Raw genomic sequence first — 25,974 nt, 5'->3', positions numbered from 1 at the left:
AAATGAAAACGCTCTATAAAAAGGGGTTTTTTGTTGTTTTTCAAATTAGTTGGTGATAAAATTCACCAAAAAGAAACTAAATCCCCCAATTATGAACGATTTATTTAGTGGTGATTTTTTTCCTACATTGGTGATTTTTTTCACCAATTACTGCAAAGAAAAGAGTGATACATATGCAGGTTCCTTTATTTGAAAACGTATCCTTAAAAGCATTCCGTCAAATGGAGAAAATCATTGAGTTTTCAGCAGATGGACTTTATGTGGTAAATCATGAAGGAGTTACACTATTTGTCAACACGGCTTATGAAGAAATTACAGGATTTAAGCGGGAAGAATTAATCGGGTTTCATATGGGTGATTTAATAAAACGAGGTTATTTGGATCAGTCTGTTTCATTGCTCGTATTGAACGAAAAGAAACGAATTTCAATTTTACAGCAGATCGGCCAGCAAAAAAAAGATGTCATCGCGACTGGAAATCCTGTGTTTGATGAATCAGGGGCAATCTCGATGGTTGTTACCAGTGTCCGCGATCTTACGCATTTAAATGAACTGACAAAAGAATTAACGAAAGCAAAAACGTTCTCACAGCTCAGCCAAAACCGCTATACGTTTTCAACAGACGGCTCCGATGAACAGATTATTTTCCAAAGCATGCGAATGAAAGAGATTATTCATAAAATCCACCAGATTGCTCCGTTTCCAACAAGTGTACTTTTATCCGGTCCAAGCGGTGCGGGCAAAGAAGTCATTGCCAACTTGATTCATCAATTAAGCGACCGGAAAGACGAACCGTTTATTAAAGTAAACTGTGGAGCCATCCCAGAGCAGCTGCTCGAATCGGAGTTGTTCGGGTATGAAAAAGGAGCTTTCACCGGGGCGCGCAATGAAGGGAAAATCGGATTGCTGGAGCTCGCTGATAAAGGAACGGTCCTGCTTGATGAAATCGGGGAAATGCCATTGCCTCTTCAAGTAAAACTGCTGCGTGTCCTTCAGGAAAAAAAAATTCAGCGTGTCGGCGGCACCGAGACGAAACAATTAGATATCCGTATCATTTCCGCAACGAATAAAAAACTGAAAGAGCTCGTTTTAAAAGGACTGTTTCGTGAGGACTTGTATTACCGGCTGCAAGTCGTGGAACTGTCCATTCCACCGCTTTGTGAACGGCCGGAAGATATTGAAATTCTTCTTGATCACTTTTTTGCTTATTTTAGCCGGCAATATGCTATTAAAAAGAATGTATCGGAGGAAACGAAACGTATTTTACAAAACTACCATTGGCCCGGCAATGTACGCGAGCTAAGAAACTTAGTCGAAAGCATGCTTGTGTCTGTCCCTTCTTTCACTATTGAACCGGTCGACCTTCCGCCTCATTTTACAACTCAGCTGGACATTGTTGCTCCCACTACAATGAAGCAGCGTGTGGAACAGTACGAAAAACGGATCGTTCAGGATGCCCTGCAAAAAAATACATCGATTCGAAAAACAGCGAACTTTCTTGGTGTTGACCATTCCACACTTGTGAAAAAGATGAAAAAATGGCAAATGACAAAAGAATAAGCGAATGTTTCACGTGAAACATTCGCTGGTTCTTATAACGGCTTTAATTGTATGTCATCTCTTTTTTCAAGGTCTGCCACCATATTGTTCCATTCCCGAGGCTTATTCGATAGAACCGAATAGTAGCCGGTAATGAAGTCACGAATAAAGCTTGCTTTAAGTGAGTGAATGTTTTCTTTAAATGGCTGGAAGCAAAGGTCTAAATGATTAACCGCCTCTCCTTCGTTTGTCCATGCCGGATGGACATACGGGAAATCAAGGCGCATGTAGCCGAGGTGGGAAAGCACTTCACGCCGCACAAATGGATCCATCACCTTAATACCTGCAAACGAATGGTCTGTCATACGGTACGGATCATAAATTTCCGCAAACATGCCAATCAAATCAAGATTGTGCTCTTGTGCGAGCCGCATTAAATCTTCGTAGCGTTTTTTCGCTAAAAACGGACCGACACCAAGCCCTTCTTTTACAATAATGGTGAAATCTGTCATAGCCACGTTCAACTCTTTATTGTAGCGATATTCAGTCACACCCACTACTTCATCGTCCTGAACTACTAGAAACACGCGGATCGTCGGGTCTTTCAGCGGTTCCGCCCATAACTCATATTCCAGCACTTCTTCTGGTGGAAACACGTCCTGCATCGTTTTATGCAAACGCGCAAACATCGGGTCGTTAATGCTGTTAATTTGAATATACTCCACTTTCATTCCTCCTTTTCCATTTACCAAAATGCCGGCTTTGCCGTCATAAACCATAACATAAGTGCCAAGATGCTAATGTACACCCATACTGCCCGGTGCAGCTTGGCGGCCAAGTCATTTTGTGTCCGTTCACCTGCATGAAACTGACGAATGACCGGTGTAAATGCCCGCGCGAGAAAGACAATCGAAACGACCATGACCCCTATCGTCATGATAATCCACGATGTCCCCCACGTCCAGGCGCTTTGCCAAATGAGCAGTACACCCGTTGTCACTAGAACATGACCGGCATGTTTCACGATACGCACAGCGGACCGGAACACATCCAAATAAGCAAGCAGCACATCATAATGTGCTGTTCTTATTTTTTTCGTCATCGGTACAAGCACAAAAAAAGGACCGATTGAAAGAATCGCACTGAAAATATGTACATACAAAATTAGTTCATACATTACACGGCGCGGAATTCATGCACCCATACACGCATATGCGGCAGCCAAGGCATGCCCGGATGATAGGACAAAATCGCATTTTTGTAGTCTTCAACCGTCGCAAATCCTTCTTGTTTTGCATGATTGTCTGTTAATTCGCCAAGTGATTGGGAATACACATTTTCAACCACAAAATCACGGCCTTCAAGTGTCATCACTTCACCGATATCCGCGTAGCGTCCATTACGGCGTGTCGCTGTTTTTTCTCCGCTTAATACTTTTTGTACATCTTCTTTCATCGTTACAAGCCGCTCAATTGTACATGTTTTGGGCGGCAGCTCACGTTGATTTGTCATTTTAAACCCTCACTTAATCAAAGTTGTATAGGCTTTCACTTTATCATATTCCCCTGCTCTCTTGTCAATTGAGCAGAGCGTCCGCTTCAACAATATCAACCGCCAAATGTTCAGACGCGGTCAGATCGATTTCATATGGCGATACATTGCGCCCTTCTTCATCCCGGAAAATCCGGACTTCAGGTCTTCCTGCAGAACGGAAATGATATTTTGACACAATCCCAACCCGTCCATCGTTCAGTTTAACTGGCAGTCCCGGTGGATAAACGGCAATGCACTCTTTAAATAACTGGACCTGGCGGCTTTCAAACTGTGTTCCGCTTCCTGCATACAAAAGCTCAAGCCCTTTATGCGGCAGCATAGCCGTCCGGTACACCCGTGAGCTGGTTACGGCTTCAAACACATCCGCCACACTGAGAAGTTTCGCAAAACGATGAATTTCATTTTCCGTTAAACCACGCGGATATCCAAGCCCGTCCATCCGTTCGTGATGCTGAAAAGCACAATGCGCGACGGAAAGCGGCAGCCCATCAATTTTCCGCAATATTTCAAAGCCAAGTTCACAATGCTTTTTCACTACATCAAATTCCTCGCCTGTTAATTTGCCCGGCTTATTGAGTATTTCTTTTGGGATATACAACTTTCCAAGATCATGAAGCATCGCACCAAGGCCCATTTCTTCAATACTTTTAATCGGCAGCCCGTTCTCAATGGCCAGCTGGCATGTGTACATGGATGTGTTAAGTGAATGAGTATACACGTAGTCTTCGTGGATTTTTGTCGTAGCGAGCAAATTAAGCGCCTGCTGGTTGCTTGATAAATAGCTGTGAATGTCCCGGAATACTTTTTGAAAACTCCGAATGACCCGGTCTGATTTCATCATACCCTGCACGTGCCTTGAAGAGCGCAGATCTGCAATGATATGAAACCCTTCCGTAATCAGGCCGATTGCCTCGATCCGAAGCTCTGCTGGAATCGCCTCGACAATCTCAATTCCTTCCGATAGCTCATCCTCTATATACACGGCTGAAATATTATATTTTCTTAATCGTTTGATTAATGGAGGCGTTAGTTCAGTTCCTTTCGTTAGAAGAACCTTCCCTTTTTCATTATAAATAGATTTTCCCAGTTTCGTGCCGGGCCCGCAGTTTTCCAGTGCTATTAACCGCATGTCTTTTTCCCCCCTTCTCGTTTAAAAGCCAACTTTTGGAAAGCCTCAGTCCACGCTTTTAAGCCATAACTCAGCTAAGTATTCTCACTTATTATACCATGACAAATTACCCTATTTTTCAGAAATTCGACTTTATCCGACAGTCATCAATCTTTTTTAACTTTTTTATTCTTTTTTTGACAATGAATGTGCTGTAAAACAGCTATTTATATACTATCGTATTCGGTTCGTAATACGATCGGTTTAAATCTATTTTCCCAGGAGTTTTAACATATTCACAGTCTTAAAGAAATAGTGGTTTTAACTGAAAACATCCTGCTTGACTCATTGATCAAGGCCATTCCGCTTGTTCATTCCATGCTGCTACATGTCGGAATCGGTCTTTCCGATACAGAAGAATGGCTTGCTTATTATCCCGGAACAAAGATTGATATCGGTGCTAGAAAAGGAATGAAAATCAAGCCGAATGAACCACTGGCAGACTGCATTAGTATGGGAAAGCTGATCCGCCAGGAAGTGGCTGCTGAGTTTTTCGGCTTCCCTTTTACCGGGCTGGCTGCACCGATCGTTGAAGGAAACCAAGTAATCGGGGCTGTCGCGATTCAATTACAAGAACAAGATGAAAAAAATTGTGGCGCATTTCTGATCAAATGGTTTTGTCGATTGGACAAGCAAACAATCAAATTTCTGTCATTACAAACAGTGCAGACCGTCTGGCTAATACGAGCCAGACGGTCTCTGAAGTAAAACAAACAGATGACGTAATCGACTTTATAAAAAAAGTGGCGGATCAAACGAACTTGCTTGGCTTGAATTCTTCTATTGAAGCTGCACGGGCAGGCGATATGGGACGCGGATTTGATGTTGTAGCAAAAGAGATTCGTAAACTTTCTCATGAAACCGTTGCCTCAACTGAAAAATCCGTTCGACTCTTCTTACAGTTCAGAAATCCATGAATGAAATTTCGGAATCAATCGAAAAAATTGTTTCAGCTGGCACAAATCAAGCAGTCTCAACACAGGAAATTTCTTCTTTCATTAATGAAATTGAGCAGATGAGCAAAGATTTAAATAAATATGCAGCTAGATTATAGATGGAACTGCGGCTAGACAACGAAACCCACTGTAAAAATTAAGGAGTGTAGGGGGGAGGCAATTCTAATAGAATTGCGCTGTCAGGATATGAAATACTTTTTTATGAGCAATATTCTTTATTCCGATTAATTAACTTTGTATAATGTGCATAAAGGAAGGTGAACGTGTATGGGTATTCCAAAACCACTTGTTCAAACGAATCAAATGTTTATGGTTCTGTCCGTTTTAGCAGGATTAATCATTCATCCGGCAATTTTATTTCTGCCATTTTTAATTGGTGTTTACACACTCGTAACAAAGAAAAATCCGATTATTTTATTCAGCCGCCCGTTTTTGAAAAAGCCGGCCAATCAATATATTCAAGAAGACAAAGACCAGCAGATTTTTAATCAATGGATTGCGACAATCTGCCTTGCCCTTTCCCTTCTTTCTTTTTACGCGGGATGGACAGCAGCCGGCTACGCATTTGGCATTATGGTAATCGCCGCCGCGGCTGTCGCATTGATGGGCTTTTGCATTGGCTGCTTTATTCGCTATCAATACATGATGTGGCGCCACCGCCGGCGGACACGCGCTTAATAAAAAAAGCTGAACCCTATAAAAAGGTTCAGCTTTTTTTTACATAAAATACATCATTCGCTTTTTCATATAAACCGCGCCCGCAATAACCGCAGCCGGTATAAGCAGCGCCAGCTTGAATATAAATCCATCGTGTCCTAATGCAATAAGCAGCATCGGCGGCAAAAACGCGATTCCGCTCCAAAGGAGTGCTTTCCACGAGTTTTTCCATAAGCCTAAAATAAGCAGAATGACAGCGGCAATCAACAGCCCCCATAAAAGGAATCCGACCAGAAGAAAATCCATCTTCAGCGCCCCCCTATTCATCTTTCTGCTTTATCTTATTCCTATACCCGCTTTTCGTTTCTTTTATTGTGCTTTTTGAATTTGTTTGCTTCTTAATTGACCGCAGGCTGCATCAATGTCGGTGCCATGCTCCTGACGTACGACACAGTTGAGGCCTTTTTTCTTCAGCGTATCATAAAACGCCATGATCGCTTCCGGGGTGCTTCTTTGATATTGGCCATGCTCATCAACCGGATTATATGGAATCAAATTGACGTACTGCTTTTTATGTCCGATTAGTTCTGCGAGTTCTAATGCGTCTTCCACCCGATCATTTACGCCTTTTAGCAAAATATATTCAAAGGTAATCCGCCGATTCGTGTTTTCCAAATAATAATCAACTGCAGCCATAAGCTTTTCGAGCGGGATCGCCCGATTGATTTTCATAATCTGCGTCCGAAGCTCATTGTTTGGTGCATGCAAAGAAATTGCTAAATTAACCGGAATCTTCGTATCAGTAAATTCATAAATCTTATCCGCCAAGCCGCTTGTTGATACCGTAATGTGGCGCGCTGCGATTTCCAGCCCTTTTTGATCAATGACGACTTTCAGGAAGTTCATCATGTTTTCGAAATTATCGAACGGTTCGCCGATGCCCATTACGACAATGTGGCTTACTTTTTCACCATTGCCGGCTTCATCCAACGCATGCTGCACATTCATAATTTGTTCCACAATTTCGCCGCTTGACAGGTCGCGTGTTTTCTTCAGAAGCCCACTCGCACAAAAGCTGCAGCCAATGTTGCAGCCAACTTGTGTCGTCACACAGACCGACAAGCCGAACTTGTGGCGCATCATCACGGTTTCGATTAAATTGCCATCCGTTAATTTAAACAAAAATTTAATTGTTCCATCATGCGATTCCTGCTTCACATGTTCTGTCAGCGTATGAAGAACAAAGTGCTCTTTTAACAGTTCAACACATTCAGGCTTTACATCTGTCATCGCATCAAATTCTGTTACCCGCTTCCGGTACAGCCAATCCCACACCCGCTGTGCCCAAAACTTTTTATATCCATATGGCAGAAGCCATGCTTCCAGCTGCTCAAACGTCAATCCGTAAATGGATTCTTTGTTCATTTATATATATCCTCTTTTCATTACATAAATTAAAAATGTTCTACCTTTTAAAATAACGCAAATAAGCCGCCGGCACAAGTATTGAAATGTGCCAGCGGCTTCTGGTTTGATGCATTAATTATTCACAATCATTGTCAGACGGTTATTCCGGACTTCCCGTTCTTCTTCAGAAACAAGGTCATATTTTTTCAATAAATGAAAAAGTTCATTTAACAAGTCCTGTGTCCGTTCTTCCTTTAAATAATGCTGCACCCAGCCATACAGATCTTCCGGAAGAAACGACTTCTGGCTTTCAAGCTTATTCACCACATCCGCATACGAATGATCCAATTTACATTCACTCATTTCACAACACTCCTCTACTTTTCATTTTGAAAAAGAACAAATCGCTCATTTTCATTTTTTTCATACAAGCCGTGCAGCTGCACCTCGTCCCGCCATTTGAATATAGTTTGATTTTGCAAAAAATAAACGTATTCGTCAGAAGGATAATACAAAATAATCGTTACTTTCCGTGGAAAATGCTCAACCGAAGCTAAAATGTGCTGGATTACCTTCATGAAAATTTGAACCGAAAATGGGTTGAAAAAGTAAAAAACGGTATCCTCCGCTTTTACTTCATAATCCTGCGCCATCCTACATTGAAAATCAATAAACCCCCGCTGACGCTTTCTTTTTTTCATATACCCTATTTTGTTTTGAAGACACACATCAAAAAAAGCTGGATTCATTTCAATTCCCGTCACCGATGCTCCAAAACGATGATGCACATAAAAAGCCACCCGCCCTTTTCCGCAGCCGACATCGACAAAACCATCGGTCCTGTCAAGTTCACAGCGTTCAAACAGCTGATCAAGCCCGGCATACGGCGTCGGTTCATAACGATGATAATGCGACAGCTGTGGGAATCCTTGCTGGTCGCCTGTTGTTTTAATCGATAGCTGCTCGTCATACACCGCATCATTTATCATGTTAACGCCCTCTTTTTAAACATCCTTATTTTGTTCATTTTATCATTTTTGAACTTCCGGGCAACTGAAACACCCGCTTTATCTCGTTATTTCATGCAAAGCATCGCTTATACAAGGTTATTTATTTTGCTTTTAGTGATGATAGCTAACAAAAAAATGAATACTCAGATAAAATATACAAGAAAAAACAAACGAAAAATGGTAATGTATACTTATATAACTTAATATGTGATAAAAAGTAACATTAAATCATTAAAAATTTGACTAGTTGCTTATCAACTGCTCATTACTTATTCGGTTAAAAAATATTTACTTGAAAGGAATGAATCATTTTGAGCTTAGATAAGTTAAATGAACGAGTTAAGTCTGACCTTTCTTACCTTGCTTTTGGAGGATCTAATTGGGTTCAGCCCGTCAGCCATCCAGACGGACATGTTTACGATGTTATCATTGTTGGCGGCGGTCAAAGCGGATTAGGTGCAGCCTTCGGTTTATTGCGTGAGCGGGTTTCAAATATTCTCGTCATTGATGAAAACAGTGAAGGCTTAGAAGGACCGTGGGTCACATATGCACGGATGATGACACTCCGAACGCCAAAACATTTAACCTCTATTGACCTTGGTATTCCCTCGTTGACGTTCCGCTCATGGTGGGAGGCGCAGCATGGGGCTGAAGGCTGGGAAGCAATTGATAAAATTCCACGCGGCGACTGGATGAATTATTTACGCTGGTATCGGAATGTCCTTAACCTGCCTGTCGTTAATGAAATGAAGTTAAATCTTCTGGAACCCGGCGACGATGGAATTTATCGTCTGCACATCGGAGGTTCAGGCGCTTCTTCTCCTACGCTTTTAGCGCGAAAAGTCGTTTTAGCGACCGGCATTCAAGGCGGCGGCGAGTGGCATATCCCGCCCATGATTTCTGACAACCTGCCGCGTCACCTGTATGCTCACACATCTGAAACAATCGATTTTAACTCCTTAAAAGGAAAAAAAACAGCGGTGCTTGGCGGCGGTGCTTCTGCATTTGATAATGCAAATTTTGCCCTGTCACAAGGCGTAGCAGAAGCGCATATTTTTATCCGCCGCAACGAAATGCCACGCGTAAATCCGATTCGCCAAATGGAAGTCTCCGGCATGATCGAACGGTTCCCATCTTTATCAGATGCGGATAAATATGCGGCAATCCGGCACTTTTTCAAGCATAATCAGCCGCCAACCAATGACACATTTGAACGTGCGGCAGCTTGGCCCGGCTTTCACCTTCACCTGGCTTCTCCTTGGCTTGATGTGAAAGCTTCTGAAAATGGGGCCGTTGTGACAACACCAAAAGGGACATTTACGTTTGATTTTTTAGTTATCAGCACAGGACTTGTAACTGATCCTGCCCTGCGTCCAGAATTAAAGCTGGTAGAGCAGCATATTGCCCGCTGGAGTGACCGATACAAGGCGCCCGCAGAAGAAGCGTCTCCTCTGCTTGATGCACACCCGTACCTTACACCCGGTTTTGCCTATACAGGCAGAGGCGGAGAGGGCGAAAAAAAGGTCCGCGGTTTGTTTGCTTTTAATTATTCAGCGCTTATTAACAGCGGCATTTCCGCTTCAGCTCTCTCGGGCATGCGATATGGCGTACCCAAGCTCGTCTCGGAAATAGCGGATCAGCTGTTTTTAGACAATCGCGAAGAAAACTTAAAAAACTTTTTTGCTTACAATGAGCACGAATTTACTGGCGTGTGGCCGAAAGTAAATGTACCGGCAAAAGCACAATAATATAACTTTAGGTTAAAACACACGAGAAATCGTGTGTTTTTATTTATGCAAACATACATTCCTTCCATGTGGTATACTTGTGAAAAAGAGGTGAGCACATGGCAGACTTAAAGGATTTATTCAATCAGGCATTTGTAGAATCATTAGCAGCTGTTTTTGAACGATATGACGCTTCGTTTCACCGCCAGCGCTTTTTGAATCATACGTATGAAAACGATTGGGCGGCTCTTGCGTTTAAACAGCGTGTTCGCCGGCTGTCGTCCGCGCTTCACATTGGAATGGACAAGCCTTACGATGAAGCACTGTCCATTTTAAAAAAAGCGGCTCCCCATTTCCAAGGGCTCACAGGGATTGTTTTTCCCGATTACATAGAGCAGTATGGGCTGAATCATTGGGAAGAATCCATAGGTGCACTAGCTGAACTTACAGTGCATTCTACTTCTGAGTTTGCCGTACGCCCTTTTCTGTTAATGGATCCAGACCGTATGCTTGCACAAATGAAACAGTGGATAAAAAACAACAATGAACATATTCGACGCCTGGCCAGCGAGGGAGCCCGGCCACGGCTTCCTTGGGGACAATCTATTCCACTATTTAAGGAAGATCCCTCCCCCCTTTTTCCACTGCTGGAGCCACTGCTAGAAGATCCTTCTTTGTATGTACGCAAAAGCGTTGCCAATCATTTAAATGATATATCCAAGACCCATCCGGAATGCTTGATTGAGCTGGTCAGGCAGCGACATGGACACAACCGTCACACAGACTGGATTTTACGGCATGCCTCCCGCACGCTTTTGAAACAGGGAAACCCTGATATGCTGCACCTATTCGGCTATCCAAGCAGCAAGAATGTGTCCGTGCGCTGCTTACCTGTAGAAACAAATTCGATCGCAATTGGCGGTGCCTTGCACTTTTCGGTGGAACTTTACGCTTCCGTCGACACAAAGGCTCGAATCGAATACGCGATTGATTATATGAAAAAAAGCGGCCGGCCGAGCCGGAAAATTTTTCAGCTTGCGGACACTTTCTTAACAGGCGGGCAGTCCAAAACATACAGCCGCACTCAGTCTTTCCGAAATATGACGACCCGGACCCACTACGTCGGTGAGCATACTCTTACTATTCTGGTGAATGGCATCGCTAAAGGTAGCTTTTCCTTTCAAGTAACAAATTAGGCGTAATCCATAGTCGCCTAATTGGATTCCTCGGTCCAATGAAAGAAAAAGTAAATTAAAAGTGTGGTGAATGGATTGTTTAAAGTGCTGTTAATAGATAGAAGGGAAAACTCCAGAAGACAGCTCTGGAGTTTTTCAATATGTACTTATGAAAATATAGTTAAAATCGAAAAGTGTATTTCTCATCGTTAAACACTTATTAGCTTTCGAAAATAGCTCGTTCATATCAAGGATAATATGCGCCAATCTGCATACACTATTTCTGCCTCTAATTCTTAATGTGATTTGAAAAATATCTCATCATTCGACAAAATTAGTCATAAATCGATAAAAAGTATTTGACCTTTAAAAAAGAAACGTATAGAATTTTCTACATGTTTTTAAAAAGAATGAGGGTTAATCATGAGAAATATATTATTTAGAAGAAAAAGTATCGAAGAATTACTGAAAAAAAGTGAACAGCGCCAGCTGAAGCAAACATTAGGAGCATTTGATTTAATGCTGCTTGGCGTTGGTGCCATTGTCGGAACCGGTATTTTTATCCTTCCTGGAACAGTAGCCGCGACTCATTCTGGGCCAGCTATTATTTTTTCATTTATTATCGCTGCGATTGTTTGTGCACTGGCAGGTATGTGTTATTCAGAATTTGCTTCATCCGTACCTGTAACAGGCAGTGCTTATACGTACGCATATATCGTATTTGGAGAATTAGTCGCTTGGTTAGTTGGCTGGGCGCTGGTACTGGAATATGGTTTGGCCGTTGCCGCGGTCGCAACCGGCTGGTCTTCTTATTTTTCAGCTTTACTGCAAGGATTTAATATTATCATTCCAAAAGCAATCTCGGGACCTTTTAATCCGGCAGAGGGAACGTACGTAAACTTACCGGCTATTGCGGTTGTGCTGGCCATTGCTTTCTTGTTAACACGCGGGATCCAGGAATCCGCCAAGTTTAATAAGATCATGGTGTTTGTTAAAGTAGGCGTTATTCTTTTGTTTATCGGCGTCGGGATTTTTTATGTGGAGCCTGCGAACTGGCAGCCATTTGCGCCGTTCGGGGTAAATGGTGTGCTGAGCGGGGCGGCTCTTGTATTCTTTGCTTACCTAGGATTTGATGCCGTTTCCTCAGCAGCGGAAGAAGTTAAAAATCCGCAGCGCAATTTGCCGATTGGCATTATTGGCTCATTGTTAATTTGTACATTGCTTTACGTCGCGGTCTCACTTGTGTTAACCGGCATTGTTTCTTACACAAACTTGAACGTAAGTGACCCGGTCAGCTTCGCTATGCAGCTTGTCAACCAGGATTGGGCGGCCGGCGTGATTTCACTCGGCGCTGTTATCGGGATGGTGACGGTTATCCTTGTCATGTTATATGGAGGTACACGGCTTCTTTATGCATTTGGCCGTGATGGACTGCTGCCAAAAGCGATGTATGAGCTTAATGAAAAATATAAAACACCGGTTAAAAATACGTGGATCTTTTCAATACTTATCGCTTTTTGTGCGGGATTTACTCCCTTGTCTAAATTGGCGGAATTAGTGAACATGGGCACATTGATTGCTTTTACAATCGTTTCAATTGGTATTCTTTATCTTAGAAAGGATAAAAGCATTCCAACAAGCGGGTTTAAAGTACCGTTCTTCCCAATTTTACCGATTTGTTCATTCCTCCTATGTTTGTTTTTAATGACCCAGCTCTCCATCTATACATGGATTGCATGCGGTGTTTGGTTTTTAATCGGGCTTCTTGTTTATTTTGCCTACGGCAGAAAGCACAGCTCGATGAATACAAACGAATAAAAGTAAAAAGTGAGCCTGCATTGTCATGTATAAACAATGCAGGCTCGTTTTTTGTGGCTCTGTTAAATAGTCCTGAAGCAGCCGCTTCTTTTCTACAATTCAAAAAAGGAATGAGAGGGATTTCTCTCATTCCTTTTCACCGTCAGCAGGAGCTGGATGCGCTGGTCCTGAGAAATTCCCACGATGCTGCCGCGCAAAACATCAAACTTCCCGGATTTCACGGCAATTTTATAAAGCCAAACCGCCATCATAATAATATAGCCAATCGGCCATCTCCCCTGGATTACACTTCCTGCTGCCTCTCCTAAAGGCAGCTTGAACAGGAACAGAAAAATGAAAAAGGTCACTACCAAGTTCAAGAGCACCGCATAAATGCCTTTCATTTTTAATAAAGTCAAGCATAATAGGAACAAAAGAATTAGAATAGCGGCGATGAACGCCGAAAGTGCAAGACTTGAAATGGATCGAATGTGCTGACTAACATACGAAGGACTCCTATTTTAAACTACTTGATTCTTAACCTCTTCCCAAATAACAGCTTGAATATTTTTTAAGGTTTGAACAGAATGGGCAAGCTTTTCTTTTTCCCGATCATCCAGATCAAGTTCCATTACTTTTTTCACACCCGCTCGGTTAATGACAGACGGAATGCCGATATAAACATCTCTGTGCCCATTTTCACCTTCTAGCAGCGCTCCCACTGGCAGGACCACATTTTCATTTTTTAATATGGCTTTTGTTATTCTTGCCAGCCCGGTTGCAATTCCATAATATGTTGCCCCTTTGGATTTAATAATTTGGTACGCCGCATCACGAATTTCAACAGCGATCTCTTCTTTTCGTTTTTCTGTTAATTCCGGAGCGACTGGCATACCGGCGATATTCGCTGAACTCCAAACCGGAAGCTGCGAATCTCCGTGTTCGCCAATAATATATCCGTGAACACTTGTTGGGGCAGTGTCAAATGCTTTTCCCAAGACAGAGCGGAACCTTGCAGAATCGAGTACGGTTCCGGAGCCAATGACCCGTTCTTTCGGCAGGCCGGAAAATTTCCATGTCGCATACGCTAAAATGTCTACAGGATTTGTGGCAACTAAGAAAATACCGTTAAATCCAGACTTCATAATGCTTCCGACAATTGATTCAAAAATGTTCACATTCTTGCTGACAAGATCCAACCGTGTTTCCCCTGATTTTTGCGCAGCACCCGCACAAATCACCACAAGTGCCGCATCATGGCAGTCTTCATAAGTGCCGAATTTGATATTCATGGCTCCAGGCGCATAAACGATACCATGATCCAAATCCATTACATCACCTTTTGCTTTTTCTTCATTTAAATCAACCAAAACAAGCTCATCACTGATGCCCTGGTTCATTAACGCATACGCATAACTAGATCCAACTGCCCCTGTCCCAACTAAAACAACTTTGTTGCCTTGTGTAAAATTCATGATAATTGCCTCCAATAATTTATTTTGTGAAAAAATTCACAAATAATAATATAAGTGATGACATCATTACCTGTTTTAAATAACTGAGCTTTTAAAAAATCTTTTGTTTCTACGCTCACTCATTGTGAAGTTTTTCACATGAACATATAAAAAAATAATTCATATATAACAAGCTTAATTTTCTCGAAAGATATTGTGAAGTGTTTCACAATTAGATTGTACTACAGGTCATAAGCCAATGCAATAGGCAAACGCTTTTTTTCTGAAGGATCAGAAAAAAGAAAGAGGAATTGCATTTGGCAGCGGCTCTCACGCTTTAGGTACCTCAAAAGCATTCGAATACGGGGAACTCGCCGTATCGATGAGCTCTGTATCCATGACGCTTAGTGCTGTATTTGATTCAGTGATTGGCCCGGTTGTCGTGTGGCTTTTTCATATTTAAAAAATGTAAACAGCCTGCTTTAGGTTCAAGGCAGGCTGTTTTTCAATTTCTTTACCTTTGCTAAGGATACGGGCACCACTGCACCGCTTATAATCCTGTTTTCAACTTATTCTGACTTCAAATTATTAAGCTCAATCCGGTACAAGTCACGGCGCCGATCGCGCAGTTGCCGTACCGATCCCTCGTTTCTAGAACGTCTTAGCTTTTCAAGGTCGACATCACCAACCACGATGGTGTCCACGTTCGCATCGCATTCCCCTACAATTCCGTCTCTCGCAAATCCAAAATCCGATGGTGAGAAAATAGCCGATTGTGCATACTGAATATCCATGTTTTCCACATGAGTTAAGTTGCCCACGGTTCCTGCAATACAGATGTATGCCTGATTCTCCACAGCCCGCGCTTGGGCGCAATAACGAACACGGAGGTACCCCTGGCGGTCATCGGTACAAAATGGAACAAAAATGATGTTTGCCCCTTGATCGACAGCAATGCGCGCAAGTTCCGGAAACTCGATATCATAACAAATTTGAATGGCGATTTTCCCACAATCCGTGTCAAACACTTCAATTTTGTCGCCTTCCGCAATGCCCCACCATTTTTGCTCATTTGGTGTTGCGTGAATCTTCTCCTGCTTCTCGATCGTGCCATCACGGCGGAATAAATAAGCCACATTGAAAATGTTACCATCATTTTCTACGAAATGCGATCCTCCAATAATATTAACGTTATATCGTACTGCCAGTTCCGTAAAGAGTTCGATGTACTGGTCGGTATAGGTAGCAAGCCGCCGGACAGCCCGATCTGGACGCTTTTCTTCAAGAAACGACATCAACTGTGTGGTAAACAATTCGGGGAAAACGGCGAAATCCGATCCGAAATCTGCCGCAACATCGACATAGTATTCCACCTGACGGGCAAAATCCTCGAAGGAATCAATTTTTTTCATCATATATTGAATGGCGCAAATTCTTACTGGGAATGAGGCACGGTATACACGTTTTGACTTCGCAAGATAATCAATGTTGTTCCATTCCATTAACGTCGCAAACGAATCAGATGCCGCATCATCAGGAAGGTACCGCGTGTTAATTCGTTTAATAGTAAATCCTTCAAGAAGCTGGAATGATAGAACGGGGTCATAAATGCTGTGCTTCTCTACTGCTGTCACATACTCGCGCGGCGTCATATCGGCCTTGTATTTATGATAATTTGGAATCCTTCCGCCAATGATGATACTTTGAAGATTTAATTGATGGGCAAGCTCTTTCCGCGCTTCGTAAAGGCGGTGTCCAATTTTCATACGACGGTATTCCGGGTCAACCATTACTTCAATTCCATATAAGTTGAAGCCATTGGGATCATGGTTGGTGATATAGCCGTTGTCTGTGATCGTATCCCATGTATGCTGGTCGTCATACTCGTCAAAATTCACAATTAGACTTGAACAGGAGCCTACAATTTTATCCTCGTATTCCACACAGAACTGACCCTCGGGAAAAATGCGAATATGACTTTCCAATTGATCCCGCCCCCAAGGTTCCATTCCGGGAAAGCAGCGGCTCCATAGCTGCATAATTTCATCAATGTCTTCAAAATGTATATTTCGAACAATAATTTTCTTCTCATATTTTGACATATCTGTTTCTGACACGCTTCCACGTCCTTTTTCAGTATGTAGCGCTTATAAGCCTAAAACAGGCCTTTCTTTAATTACCCTCTCTCTCGTTAATATAAACTAAAATTCGCTTTTTATCTCATTCAAATGCATTCTTTTACTAAAATGAAGCCAACTAGAAAAGTAAACGGCCTTACCGCCTTCACTGCTTCCATTATTATACACTATGAATTTTGTGAGCAAACCATTTCCTTTTCTCTTGTTTATTATCTATACTATGCATTGTTATAATCCCTTCATTCCTGGGAATAATATGTGTGCAGAATACCGAAAGTAAAAGGAGTATCCATATATATGAACCATTCAGTCACTAAACAAGATATTTTAAATGCTTTTCAATTTAGACATGCAACGAAGGAATTTGATCCAACGAAAAAAATAGCAAAGGAAGACTTTGAGCTTATTTTAGAAGCTGCTAGATTATCTCCAAGCTCTATCGGATATGAACCATGGAAATTTCTAGTTATCCAAAATACTGAACTGCGTGAAAAATTGCGTGAAGTTTCCTGGGGGGCACAGGGACAGCTGCCTACCGCGAGCCACTTTGTGGTCATTCTTGCCAGAACGATAAAAGACACCAAATATGATTCAGCGTACGTGAAAAATCAAATGCTGAACGTAAAGAAATTTCCCCCTGAACGATTTGATGAAATTAAAGAACGCTACAAAGCATTTCAAGAAGAAGACCTCAATCTTTTAGAAAACGAACGCACGATGTTTGATTGGGCTGGAAAACAAACGTATATCGCCTTAGCGAATATGATGACGGCCGCCGCTTTGATCGGTATTGACTCTTGTCCCATTGAAGGTTTTCATTTTGAACAGGTACAGAAGCTGTTAGAGGAAGAAAACTTACTTGAAGACGGGCATTTAGCTGTCTCTGTAATGGCGGCATTCGGCTACCGCAAAACCGAACCACGTCCGAAAATAAGAAAGGATATAGGGGATATCGTTCAGTGGATTGAATAAAAAAACGGTTGTAGATGGAACAAGCCGGTTGAGGAAGATTCTCTCTCAACCGGCTTCAGATTTTAACTACCTGCTTGATCATCACTTTCAGTATTAACAGTGAACTTTTGTATAGAAAAAAGACGTGAAGAAAACACTCGACATGTCTTCTAGCAGCTATTTGAAAATACTCAAAGTGTGCTGTCTAAGATGAAAAATGCTGCCCCAGTCGTTACTTATAAGCCTCTACCATTTCCGGGCCACTGTATTCAAAATAATTTTTGGCTGTTTCCCAAAGTCCTATTTTGGACAAATTCGGCAAAGACGATTGAAGCAGCTCCCAAAAGACAACCGTCATAACTTCAGCAGTTGGATTTAATCCGCTAAACTCCTCTGTATCTAAATTAAGGTGTTTATGGTCAAATTTTTGAATAATTGTCTCGTCAACCGCTCTGTCAAGGTCAGCTAAATTTATGACCATTCCTGTTACCGGATCCGCTTCCCCATCCACGGTTACTTCCAGAATGTAGTTATGACCATGACCGTGAGGATTATTGCATTTTCCAAAAATCATTTTATTTTCTTCATCAGATAACTGATCACTGTGTAATCTATGCGCTGCTGAAAAGTGGTATTTTCTCGTTAATTGAATCATAGATTTTTCTCCTTTTTCAGAAAGTAAAAATGGATTTTCGTGCAATTTTATTTTGTGAAGTTTACAGTCATCGAACTTATCATTTAATTCATTCCATATATACGCCACAATGTTTTCTGTTGTGGGAATGTGTTCCTTAAAAAAAGGATGTTCCCGATTTAAAAACTTACCATCCAATTCCTCTAAAACAAGGTCTTTAACAATACGGTCAATATCTGTAATGTTAACAACGATGCCTGATTTCGAGTTGATTTTTCCTTTTACTGTAACTTCTAATGTATAATCATGACCATGACCATTCGGGTTGTTACATAAACCAAATATCTCTTTATTTTTTTCCGCGCTCCACGTGGGCACATGATAACTATGAGCTGATGAAAACTCTACTTTTCTTGTTAGTAAAACCACGACCGCTCCCCCTTCCAATTCTATTACATTCTTTTATTTACTTTTAGGAATGCAGCTTTTTGGATTGTTTGAAAATCTGATTCAAATTGTTCAACAGATAAAGGCTTGCTGAATAAATATCCTTGTATTTCATTGCATTTTTGCCGCTTTAGAAACTGAAGCTGTTCTTCTGTTTCAACTCCTTCGGCAATAACGTTAACTTTTAAGTTATGAGCCATAGCAATAATGGTATTTATAATTTTTATATCACCTGATTTAACCTCTATATCCTGAACAAACGACTTATCGATCTTTAATGTATTGAATGGAAAATTTTTCAGATAACTGAGTGACGAATATCCTGTTCCGAAATCGTCAATCGCAACTTTGACACCTAAAGCCTTTACTTCATTTAATTTGGCAATCACATATTCTTCATTGAACATGGCAATGCTTTCGGTAATTTCCAGTTCGACATACTGCGGTTCAAGACCGGTCTCCTTTAATACTTCGCTTACGGTTTCAATTAAGTTAGCTTGTTGAAATTGACGTGGAGAAAGGTTTACAGATATGCCAATTTCAGAAAATCCTGCTTTCTGCCATTCTCGGGTTTGTTTACAAGCCGTTCGCAAAACCCATTCCCCAATAGAAACAATTAATCCTGTTTCTTCTGCCAGCGGGATAAACTCTGCGGGTGAAATCATCCCCAGGCTTGGGTGATTCCATCGAATTAATGCTTCATTTCCTGTTATGGCTCCTGTGTCTGTGTTAACCTTAGGCTGGTAAAACAAAGAAAATTCATTTCGTTCTATTGCGTGGCGCATGGCATTTTCTAAAATAACCTTTCTTTTTAAAAGCTCATTCATATCAGAAGTATAGAATTGGTGATTGTTCCGCCCTTGCTCTTTTGCACGGTACATGGCAATATCAGCACTCTTTATTGCGTTTTCAATATTATTACTATCTATTGGATAGATGCTTATTCCGATGCTTGAAGTAATAAAAAGCTCATTTCCTTCATAGAGAAACGGCTTTTCTAACATTTTCGAAATAGTGACGGCCAGCTCATTTGCCTTTTCATAATTTGTATTAGGCAAAAGCAGGAGAAATTCATCTCCTCCTATTCGAGCCATTGTTTCTTCTTCTTTTAAAAGCGACAAAACCCGGTCCGTCACGCCCCTTAAAATATAGTCACCAGCGGAATGCCCGAGCAGATCATTAATAAATTTAAATCTGTCCAGATCAAGAAATAAAAACGCCATTGGTTTTTTTTCGGGCAAACCTGCCAGCTCTAACGCTGTTTTGTTCAGCAGGCGCAGATTGGGAAGCCCGGTTAAAAAATCATAATAAGCATAGTGTTGTATTTCTTGATTCTTTTTCTTAAGCTCGTCCGTATAATTTAATAGATTTAATGACATTGCATTCACTTGATTAGAAAGCAGGCCCAATTCATCACGGCGATTAATCGATACCTGCGCCCCAAAATTACCTTCAGCAATTTGATTCACTTTTTCCAGAATTCGATTTATTGGCCTAACAATGTATCCAGCGAGAAAGTAACTGATAACTACAACAAAAATCAGAACGATAACGGAGATAATAAGGTTGTTCACTAACTGCTTGTTTAATACATCTTGAATAACCTTATAATCTATTAATATTCCAATCACATACGGATTTTCAGCAGAGATCGGTATAAAGCTTTTGAACACCTTTTTATTATTAATAGTGCTTTGAAAACTAACTAATTTACCCGTCTTCATTGCTGTTCTAACAGCAGAAATATCTGCTTTTTTATCTTTAAATTTGTAGGTTCCAAATTGAATTTCCCTGTTTCCTATTTCAATGAAATTCTCCCCATTTTGTTCAGTATAAACAGGTGGGGAGCCAAAAGTATTCGGGTTAAATCCAGTAATATTTAGCAAAGTATCATTATTGCTTAAAGTTTTCTTTACAATTGCATCAGGCCCAATTTGTTTCTCAACATTTACGCTTTGATTGTCCCTTATATATGGGTTAATAATATAGTTAGTGGTGCCATCGTAATAGTATCCCCACTTGTCCACATAATTAGGATTGGATGCTGAAACATTTTTAGGACCGGACCAGTAATTTAGCAATTTTTGTCCTTCGGGAATCGTAACGTTCTGGTGTTCAAAAAGCTGTTGAAATGCGGTATGCCAATAACCCCATTCCTTCGTACTTAAATCCCTTTCATGCGGATCTGAAGATTTTACACCCTTAATATCATCTTTTTCTTTTACCATCAAAGTAATATGGGAAACCCCTAGTTTTTCGCTAAGCTCAATAAGTTGTTCATTCTTCACTTTATTGATATCAGGATTAAGCTCATTCTGTGCTGCAATGGCTGCAGTACGAAGCTCGTTTCCAATCTGTTGTTCCAACGACTTTGCCATAAACTGAGAGTGTTCAATAGACATACTAATTTCATTCCCCAAGAGATCCATCTGTTTTTCTTGATCTTTTATTAATAAGTCTCTTGTATAGTAATAAAATAATATATTATTTAAAATCAATATTACCGTTACTATCATAGAAAATATAAATGATAGCTTCTTCTTTAAAGACAAATAATCACCTCCAATTTAACTTTGTATGCTGGTAGTTTTTTATTTTATTTTTTAATATCTTTTGGATTATAATACCCCTTTTGGCGGGGTCAGTGTCATTTCATCAATTCGAACGTGAAGAGGAGTCGCAGCAATGAATGATGCTACGCGTGCTACATCATTAACGTGCAGCATATCTTCAGGAGAGAAACCTTCAACATCTTTCCAAATATCGGTGTAAGTTGCTCCTAATTGAATATTAGTCGTAAAAATATTATACTTATACCACTCTTCTGCTAAAGTACTCCCCATTCCATTCATTGCATGTTTTGAAGCCGCATACACAGAATTAAAAGGAAGATTCCTTTTAGTAGCAATAGAACTAATATTAATAATACGCCCTCCCCTTTTTTTCAATAAAGGGAATGCGTTTTGATTGCAGTGAAACATGCCAAAAACATTCGTTTTGAAAATATTTTCCCATTCTTTGGCGTTGAAGTCTTCGAATGCTTTAAAATCACCAATTCCAGCATTGTTAACCAGGACATCTAAAGCACCATGCTGCTCACTAATATGTTTAAATGCATCCTGTATTTCTTTTTCATGTAAAATATTCATTTGCAGGGGAAACAAATTCTCCGAGTTGATTGTCACATTTTTTTCCCGGGTTGTGGCATAAGTAATGAACCCCTTATCCACAAGATCGAGACTAATCGCCTTGCCAATGCCTTTTAAACCACCTATAACAACAGCTACCTTTTTTTTCATATTACACCTCTTTCCACCCGATAGTACTGAAAAAATAAACTAAAATATCCATCAATAAATAATAATCATTATATTCTTTTATTTTAAGTATATCTTACAAACTATCAATTGTTTTAAAAATTCTTTTCATGACACCATCATTAGCAATATCGGTCAGTGGACTACACTTACTGGATATTATTTTATTTAAACCCTTCGCCTTCAATTTCTGCTAGTTTATACTCCCCTTTTTGTGCAAAAATCGCCTACTCAAAAAGAAAACGGTCATCTTTAAAGGGCAAAATTTCTTTAGAAGTAGATAAAGGGCATTCACTTTGTAAAAACATATCCTGTAAATTATTTATTGGTTTTCAGTTACTTATGATACGGTTCATTCCTATTTATTCTAAAACTCCGATACACCTGCTCCACTAAAATAAGTCTCATGAGCTGATGAGGAAACGTCATCGGTGAAAAAGACAGCTTTTCATCCGCCCGCTTTAGGACGGTATCACTCAGCCCCAGTGAGCCGCCGACGACAAATGCAATTTTGCTTTTCCCATATGTGGCGAGCTTGTCAATGTCCGCAGCAAGCTGCTCGGATGATTTCATTTTGCCGTTGATGGCGAGTGCAATGACGTGGGCGTCTGGATTGATTTTGGCTAAGATCCGTTCTCCTTCTTTTGCTTTTACCTGATTCATTTCGGCATCACTTAACACTTCCGGCGCTTTTTCGTCCGTTACTTCAACGATTTCTATTTTTGCATATACGGACAGCCTTTTTATATACTCGTCAATTCCTTGTTTTAAGTACTTTTCTTTTAATTTACCTACTGTTATAATCGAGATATTCACAATTAAACCCCACTTTACAAACAATTTACGAACAGTTTATCCACAGAAGTTATCCACATATCAACAGCATATCTGTTTATATTTTACCACAGCATCTACACGTGAATACCGGTCTTTTGTTTGTTTCTTTTTTATTTAAGGGGACAAAAGAAGGAATTTTCATTGTTTTTTGTCAACTTATTTTATTCTTTATATTTCTTTAATATTTTCCTGACAAATTAGTTGTTGAAGTCTATTTAGGAAGGAATCATGATAAAAAAGAAGAAGACAGGGCCTTTTTTTAGCAACAGGAGTATTATTTAACGGTGGAATTAAAAGCGGATGGTATTGCTAAGGGCACGATTCGAATTATTGAAGAAGAAGACGTAACGGATTAAGTTATATTGCAACGCTTCCATTTAAACAATGTAACACAATCTGTCGCTTCTAAGTCCAATGTGCCTTCCGGTTATTTGTATTCAGCAGCTGTGACACAGACAGAAGCAGCCCGACTGGCCGATAACCAATCCGGATCGAAACGCCGATAAAAATCTGGAATTTGAATATAGGGCAGACAGCAGCGATTCAAGCAAAAGCGTTCTTGAATTATCCGACCGACAAAAAAAGAATATCGAAACGAACCTTTTCTCATCTGGTGACAATTTCAAAATTGATGAAAATACCATTCAGGCAGAGAAACTGGGTTCTTCTTACGTTTTTGCTCAACACACATTTACAATGCTTGGCCAAGAATGGACACTCATTTCAGAACCAATTAAAGTTACTGTGAAATAAAGAAAAAAATTCCCATTATCAACATGTTGATAACGGGAATTTTCTGACTTTATCCACATACCCACAGAATTCATCCACATTTCGTGGGCAAATATCAGTTTCCCACTATATATATAGCCGGATTTTGACAAAACTCGCAAGATACAGGTTCTTCCGTTTTTTTCATAACCGGTGCTGTTTCATATTCATCGACAGCAATATCAAGGGCTAATTCAATATGCTCAAGACAGCATGCCATTTGTTGTTTCTCCATTATAAATCACTCTCCGCAACAAGCCTCATTTTCGTTTCTTGCTGCTTCCCATCCCGGTAGTACGTCACGTTTACGGTGTCGCCTTCTTGTTTATTATTGTACATGTATTTGCGCAGGGCAATGACATCTTGCACGGGTTTTCCGTCAAGCGCAGTGATCACATCGTATTCTCGAAGTCCCGCTTTCGCCGCTGGTGAATTCGTCAATACTTGCTCAACAATAACACCTTCTTTAATATCTTCAGGCAGCTTTAACGTTTCCTGCTGGTGATATGATGGCAACTCGTTAACATTTCGAAGCGTTACTCCCATGGCCGGCCGCTTCACTTCACCAAATGATTCAAGATCTTCAATAATGGGCAAAGCCGTGTCGATTGGAATGGACAAGCCAATGCCTTCAACCGCGCTTTGGGCAATTTTCATTGAGTTAATGCCAATCACCTGACCCGCAATGTTCACCAATGCCCCGCCGCTGTTGCCGGGATTAATGGCGGCATCTGTCTGCAGCACTTCCGCCTGCCAGTCGTTAACCATGTCGCCATTTAAATCAACTGGAATCGCACGCTCCAGTCCAGATACGACTCCCTGCGTAACTGAACCAGAAAATTCAAGACCGAGGGGATTTCCAATCGCAATAACTGGCTCGCCAATTTTGAGCGCTTCTGAATCGCCGAACTCAGCTGTTTTATCCACATTAGCGCCACTGATCGTTAAAACAGCAAGATCCGTCCATACGTCGCTGCCTAGCAGCTCGGCTGGTTCTTTCGTGCCGTCCGCCAGCGTCACTTCAAGCTGCTGCGCGTCTTGAATAACATGATGATTTGTCACAATAAAAGCAGTATCTCCGTCTTTTTTATAAATGACACCACTTCCGGTCCCGGCTTCCTCTGTTGTTGATTCCGAGCCGAAAAAGTTCATCGATGCTTGAATATTTGTAATACCAACAACCGCATCCTTTGCTTTTTCTACCGCTTGTGTCACGTCTGTTGTTACATCGAGTGACACTTGTTCCGATCTGCCGGCCGGCTTATTTTCAGAAACGGATACGTCTTTGTTTTGATAATCCACAATCGATGGAAGCGTGGCTACGACAAGACCGGCCCCAATCACGATGCCGGCAAGTCCTGATAAAAAGTAGCCGCTTTTTCCGCCGCGCTTATTTCGTTCTGTGCGCCCTTCATCATAATAGCCCAATATCATTCACCCTTTCTGCCAACTTATTGTTTCACCATTCTCAGAGGCTATTCTAAAAAAATTATACGCTTTTGCCGAAAAGAAGGGCAACTTATAAGCCGCCAGCAATGTTTTAAGTGAAGATTTGCAGGTTTACTATACGATTTTTTATTTCTTTTGATGCCCCGCAGCAAAAAAAATGCTCCGGGCTGATTGCCGCGGAACGTTTTATTAAATCAACGCGAGTGGTGTCGGCACTTTCGGGTCCGTGTCATACAGATGAAACTGATGACCGACACCGGCGTCTTTTTGTTCAAGCATTTGCGTCACACTCATTTTCGCAAGTTCTTTCATATTATTATCGGCACTCAAGTGCGCCAAATAAATACGCTTCGTCTGCGGTCCGATCACGTCATTCATCGCGAGCGCTGCATCTTCATTCGACACATGCCCGACATCGCTTAAAATGCGCTGCTTGATGCTCCACGGGTAACGACCCATCCGCAGCATGCCAACATCATGGTTGCTCTCAAATACATACACATCCGCGTTAGAGATAAGCCCTTTCATCCTATCACTCACATACCCGGTGTCCGTAATGAGAACGAGTTTTTTGCCACCGTTGTGGAAAATATAAAACATCGGCTCCGCTGCATCATGCGAGACACCAAACGATTGAATATCCACAGCACCGAACGTTTTTACCGTTTCTGTTTCAAACGTAAACTTCTGGCTGTCATCAATCGCGCCAGTCAGCCGGTCCATTGCCCGCCACGTTTTTTCGTTCGCATAAATAGGCAGTTTGTATTTTCTTGCCAGCACACCGAGGCCTTTAATATGGTCGCTATGCTCGTGTGTGACAAAGATACCGGACAGGTCGGCAATTTTTCTTCCAATCGATGAAAACAGCTCATCCATTTTTTTGCCTGAAAGACCGGCATCGACAAGAAAAGACTGACCGTCTGATTCAATAAAGATCGCATTGCCGGTGCTGCCGCTTGCCAGTACACTAAATTGCATTGTCATGCT

25 protein-coding genes and 2 pseudogenes are annotated in these 25,974 nt (G+C 41.1%); 9 read left to right on the top strand and 18 right to left on the bottom strand.

Annotation, left to right across the window (positions count from 1 at the left end):
• The first annotated feature begins 173 nt into the window (after positions 1–173).
• On the top strand, positions 174–1,559 hold the full coding sequence (locus tag BA724_RS02305; RefSeq protein WP_083256009.1) for a sigma-54 interaction domain-containing protein: 1,386 nt from the start codon (positions 174–176) through the stop codon (positions 1,557–1,559).
• Positions 1,560–1,591: 32 nt separating this feature from the next.
• Here BA724_RS02305 and BA724_RS02300 read toward each other — a convergent pair whose 3' ends face one another.
• From BA724_RS02300 to BA724_RS02285, 4 genes are all read right to left on the bottom strand, one after another.
• On the bottom strand, positions 1,592–2,263 hold the full coding sequence (locus tag BA724_RS02300) for a GNAT family acetyltransferase (protein WP_069937075.1): 672 nt from the start codon (positions 2,261–2,263) through the stop codon (positions 1,592–1,594).
• Positions 2,264–2,283: 20 nt separating this feature from the next.
• The gene (locus tag BA724_RS02295) at positions 2,284–2,715 is read right to left on the bottom strand and encodes a DUF2269 family protein (protein ID WP_069937074.1); all 432 of its coding nucleotides are present in this window, start codon (positions 2,713–2,715) and stop codon (positions 2,284–2,286) included.
• Entirely contained in the window at positions 2,715–3,050 is a 336-nt protein-coding gene (locus BA724_RS02290) for an ASCH domain-containing protein (RefSeq protein ID WP_069937073.1), read from the bottom strand. Before BA724_RS02290 ends, BA724_RS02295 begins: the two co-directional genes overlap by 1 nt.
• Positions 3,051–3,114: 64 nt before the next feature.
• Positions 3,115–4,221 (bottom strand): HD-GYP domain-containing protein, encoded by a 1,107-nt coding sequence (locus BA724_RS02285; RefSeq protein WP_069937072.1) that lies wholly within the window; start codon positions 4,219–4,221, stop codon positions 3,115–3,117.
• 294 nt (positions 4,222–4,515) lie between these two features.
• On the opposite strand from BA724_RS02285, the gene BA724_RS18230 reads away from it, so the two are divergent.
• From BA724_RS18230 to BA724_RS02275, 3 genes are all read left to right on the top strand, one after another.
• Complete coding sequence (locus tag BA724_RS18230) at positions 4,516–4,968, top strand: hypothetical protein (RefSeq protein WP_141719849.1); 453 nt, start codon at positions 4,516–4,518, stop codon at positions 4,966–4,968.
• On the top strand, positions 4,878–5,177 hold the full coding sequence (locus tag BA724_RS18225; RefSeq protein ID WP_245676126.1) for a methyl-accepting chemotaxis protein: 300 nt from the start codon (positions 4,878–4,880) through the stop codon (positions 5,175–5,177). The genes BA724_RS18230 and BA724_RS18225 overlap by 91 nt, the downstream gene beginning before the upstream one ends.
• Before the next feature lie 306 nt (positions 5,178–5,483).
• A complete protein-coding gene (locus tag BA724_RS02275; protein ID WP_069937071.1) occupies positions 5,484–5,894 on the top strand; it encodes a DUF4395 domain-containing protein in 411 nt (136 codons plus the stop codon).
• 39 nt (positions 5,895–5,933) lie between these two features.
• Here the strand turns inward: BA724_RS02275 and BA724_RS02270 are convergent, their stop codons facing one another.
• The 4 genes from BA724_RS02270 to BA724_RS02255 all read right to left on the bottom strand — a co-directional run bounded on the left by BA724_RS02270 (position 5,934) and on the right by BA724_RS02255 (position 8,266).
• Entirely contained in the window at positions 5,934–6,179 is a 246-nt protein-coding gene (locus tag BA724_RS02270) for a hypothetical protein (RefSeq protein ID WP_069937070.1), read from the bottom strand.
• Between the two features lie 63 nt (positions 6,180–6,242).
• Positions 6,243–7,298, bottom strand: a complete 1,056-nt coding sequence (gene rlmN, locus BA724_RS02265; protein WP_069937069.1) for a dual-specificity RNA methyltransferase RlmN — start codon at positions 7,296–7,298, stop codon at positions 6,243–6,245.
• A 114-nt stretch (positions 7,299–7,412) separates the two neighbouring features.
• The gene (locus tag BA724_RS02260; RefSeq protein ID WP_069937068.1) at positions 7,413–7,643 is read right to left on the bottom strand and encodes a group-specific protein; all 231 of its coding nucleotides are present in this window, start codon (positions 7,641–7,643) and stop codon (positions 7,413–7,415) included.
• 14 nt (positions 7,644–7,657) lie between these two features.
• Positions 7,658–8,266 (bottom strand): class I SAM-dependent methyltransferase, encoded by a 609-nt coding sequence (locus BA724_RS02255; protein WP_069937104.1) that lies wholly within the window; start codon positions 8,264–8,266, stop codon positions 7,658–7,660.
• 335 nt (positions 8,267–8,601) lie between these two features.
• Here BA724_RS02255 and BA724_RS02250 point away from each other — a divergent pair, with 335 nt between their 5' ends.
• From BA724_RS02250 to bcaP, 3 genes are all read left to right on the top strand, one after another.
• Positions 8,602–10,038: a flavin-containing monooxygenase gene (locus tag BA724_RS02250; protein WP_069937067.1), complete on the top strand. Its 1,437-nt coding sequence runs from the start codon at positions 8,602–8,604 to the stop codon at positions 10,036–10,038.
• 98 nt (positions 10,039–10,136) lie between these two features.
• On the top strand, positions 10,137–11,213 hold the full coding sequence (locus BA724_RS02245) for a DNA alkylation repair protein (protein WP_069937066.1): 1,077 nt from the start codon (positions 10,137–10,139) through the stop codon (positions 11,211–11,213).
• A gap of 402 nt (positions 11,214–11,615) precedes the next feature.
• Complete coding sequence (gene bcaP / locus BA724_RS02240; protein WP_069937065.1) at positions 11,616–13,010, top strand: branched-chain amino acid transporter BcaP; 1,395 nt, start codon at positions 11,616–11,618, stop codon at positions 13,008–13,010.
• Between the two features lie 143 nt (positions 13,011–13,153).
• On the opposite strand, the pseudogene BA724_RS02235 reads toward bcaP, so the two are convergent.
• Positions 13,154–13,494: pseudogene (locus BA724_RS02235) on the bottom strand (L-lactate permease); the annotation flags it as partial.
• 16 nt (positions 13,495–13,510) lie between these two features.
• Positions 13,511–14,464, bottom strand: coding sequence for an L-lactate dehydrogenase (locus BA724_RS02230; RefSeq protein ID WP_069937063.1), 954 nt, complete (start codon positions 14,462–14,464; stop codon positions 13,511–13,513).
• Between the two features lie 283 nt (positions 14,465–14,747).
• Here BA724_RS02230 and BA724_RS17760 point away from each other — a divergent pair.
• Positions 14,748–14,906 (top strand): annotated as a pseudogene (locus BA724_RS17760) (LrgB family protein); the annotation flags it as partial.
• Between the two features lie 106 nt (positions 14,907–15,012).
• Here BA724_RS17760 and BA724_RS02225 read toward each other — a convergent pair.
• Positions 15,013–16,560 (bottom strand): bifunctional GNAT family N-acetyltransferase/carbon-nitrogen hydrolase family protein, encoded by a 1,548-nt coding sequence (locus BA724_RS02225; protein WP_069937062.1) that lies wholly within the window; start codon positions 16,558–16,560, stop codon positions 15,013–15,015.
• Between the two features lie 318 nt (positions 16,561–16,878).
• On the opposite strand from BA724_RS02225, the gene BA724_RS02220 reads away from it, so the two are divergent.
• The gene (locus BA724_RS02220) at positions 16,879–17,553 is read left to right on the top strand and encodes an NAD(P)H-dependent oxidoreductase (RefSeq protein WP_069937061.1); all 675 of its coding nucleotides are present in this window, start codon (positions 16,879–16,881) and stop codon (positions 17,551–17,553) included.
• A 211-nt stretch (positions 17,554–17,764) separates the two neighbouring features.
• Here the strand turns inward: BA724_RS02220 and BA724_RS02215 are convergent, their stop codons facing one another.
• The 7 genes from BA724_RS02215 to BA724_RS02185 form a co-directional block, all read right to left on the bottom strand.
• Positions 17,765–18,595, bottom strand: a complete 831-nt coding sequence (locus BA724_RS02215) for a 6-carboxytetrahydropterin synthase (RefSeq protein WP_069937060.1) — start codon at positions 18,593–18,595, stop codon at positions 17,765–17,767.
• 23 nt (positions 18,596–18,618) lie between these two features.
• Complete coding sequence (locus BA724_RS02210; protein ID WP_069937059.1) at positions 18,619–21,165, bottom strand: bifunctional diguanylate cyclase/phosphodiesterase; 2,547 nt, start codon at positions 21,163–21,165, stop codon at positions 18,619–18,621.
• Positions 21,166–21,231: 66 nt separating this feature from the next.
• Positions 21,232–21,912, bottom strand: a complete 681-nt coding sequence (locus tag BA724_RS02205) for an SDR family oxidoreductase (protein ID WP_069937058.1) — start codon at positions 21,910–21,912, stop codon at positions 21,232–21,234.
• Positions 21,913–22,266: 354 nt separating this feature from the next.
• On the bottom strand, positions 22,267–22,746 hold the full coding sequence (gene rlmH / locus BA724_RS02200; protein ID WP_069937057.1) for a 23S rRNA (pseudouridine(1915)-N(3))-methyltransferase RlmH: 480 nt from the start codon (positions 22,744–22,746) through the stop codon (positions 22,267–22,269).
• An 868-nt stretch (positions 22,747–23,614) separates the two neighbouring features.
• Positions 23,615–23,773 (bottom strand): CxxH/CxxC protein, encoded by a 159-nt coding sequence (locus BA724_RS02195; protein WP_069937056.1) that lies wholly within the window; start codon positions 23,771–23,773, stop codon positions 23,615–23,617.
• A complete protein-coding gene (locus BA724_RS02190; protein WP_069937055.1) occupies positions 23,773–24,966 on the bottom strand; it encodes a S1C family serine protease in 1,194 nt (397 codons plus the stop codon). Before BA724_RS02190 ends, BA724_RS02195 begins: the two co-directional genes overlap by 1 nt.
• Positions 24,967–25,176: 210 nt before the next feature.
• A complete protein-coding gene (locus BA724_RS02185; RefSeq protein ID WP_069937054.1) occupies positions 25,177–25,971 on the bottom strand; it encodes an MBL fold metallo-hydrolase in 795 nt (264 codons plus the stop codon).
• Positions 25,972–25,974 lie beyond the last annotated feature (3 nt).

This window comes from Domibacillus iocasae, from assembly GCF_001750285.1.
Lineage (GTDB): Bacteria > Bacillota > Bacilli > Bacillales > Domibacillaceae > Domibacillus > Domibacillus iocasae.
The sequence above is the reverse complement of the archived record's forward strand: the minus strand, read 5'-3'. Positions and strand labels throughout refer to the sequence as shown.

Bases quoted from the DNA above. Each gene is read 5' to 3' on its own strand.
- bcaP (WP_069937065.1), top strand. From the start codon at position 11,616: ATGAGAAATATATTATTTAGAAGAAAAAGTATCGAAGAATTACTGAAA.
- BA724_RS02205 (WP_069937058.1), bottom strand. From the start codon at position 21,912: ATGAAAAAAAAGGTAGCTGTTGTTATAGGTGGTTTAAAAGGCATTGGC.
- BA724_RS02305 (WP_083256009.1), top strand. From the start codon at position 174: ATGCAGGTTCCTTTATTTGAAAACGTATCCTTAAAAGCATTCCGTCAA.
- BA724_RS02295 (WP_069937074.1), bottom strand. From the start codon at position 2,715: ATGTATGAACTAATTTTGTATGTACATATTTTCAGTGCGATTCTTTCA.
- BA724_RS02195 (WP_069937056.1), bottom strand. From the start codon at position 23,773: ATGGAGAAACAACAAATGGCATGCTGTCTTGAGCATATTGAATTAGCC.
- rlmN (WP_069937069.1), bottom strand. From the start codon at position 7,298: ATGAACAAAGAATCCATTTACGGATTGACGTTTGAGCAGCTGGAAGCA.
- BA724_RS02245 (WP_069937066.1), top strand. From the start codon at position 10,137: ATGGCAGACTTAAAGGATTTATTCAATCAGGCATTTGTAGAATCATTA.
- BA724_RS02260 (WP_069937068.1), bottom strand. From the start codon at position 7,643: ATGAGTGAATGTAAATTGGATCATTCGTATGCGGATGTGGTGAATAAG.
- BA724_RS02185 (WP_069937054.1), bottom strand. From the start codon at position 25,971: ATGACAATGCAATTTAGTGTACTGGCAAGCGGCAGCACCGGCAATGCG.
- BA724_RS02275 (WP_069937071.1), top strand. From the start codon at position 5,484: ATGGGTATTCCAAAACCACTTGTTCAAACGAATCAAATGTTTATGGTT.
- BA724_RS02220 (WP_069937061.1), top strand. From the start codon at position 16,879: ATGAACCATTCAGTCACTAAACAAGATATTTTAAATGCTTTTCAATTT.
- BA724_RS02285 (WP_069937072.1), bottom strand. From the start codon at position 4,221: ATGCGGTTAATAGCACTGGAAAACTGCGGGCCCGGCACGAAACTGGGA.
- BA724_RS02230 (WP_069937063.1), bottom strand. From the start codon at position 14,464: ATGAATTTTACACAAGGCAACAAAGTTGTTTTAGTTGGGACAGGGGCA.
- BA724_RS02290 (WP_069937073.1), bottom strand. From the start codon at position 3,050: ATGACAAATCAACGTGAGCTGCCGCCCAAAACATGTACAATTGAGCGG.
- BA724_RS02270 (WP_069937070.1), bottom strand. From the start codon at position 6,179: ATGGATTTTCTTCTGGTCGGATTCCTTTTATGGGGGCTGTTGATTGCC.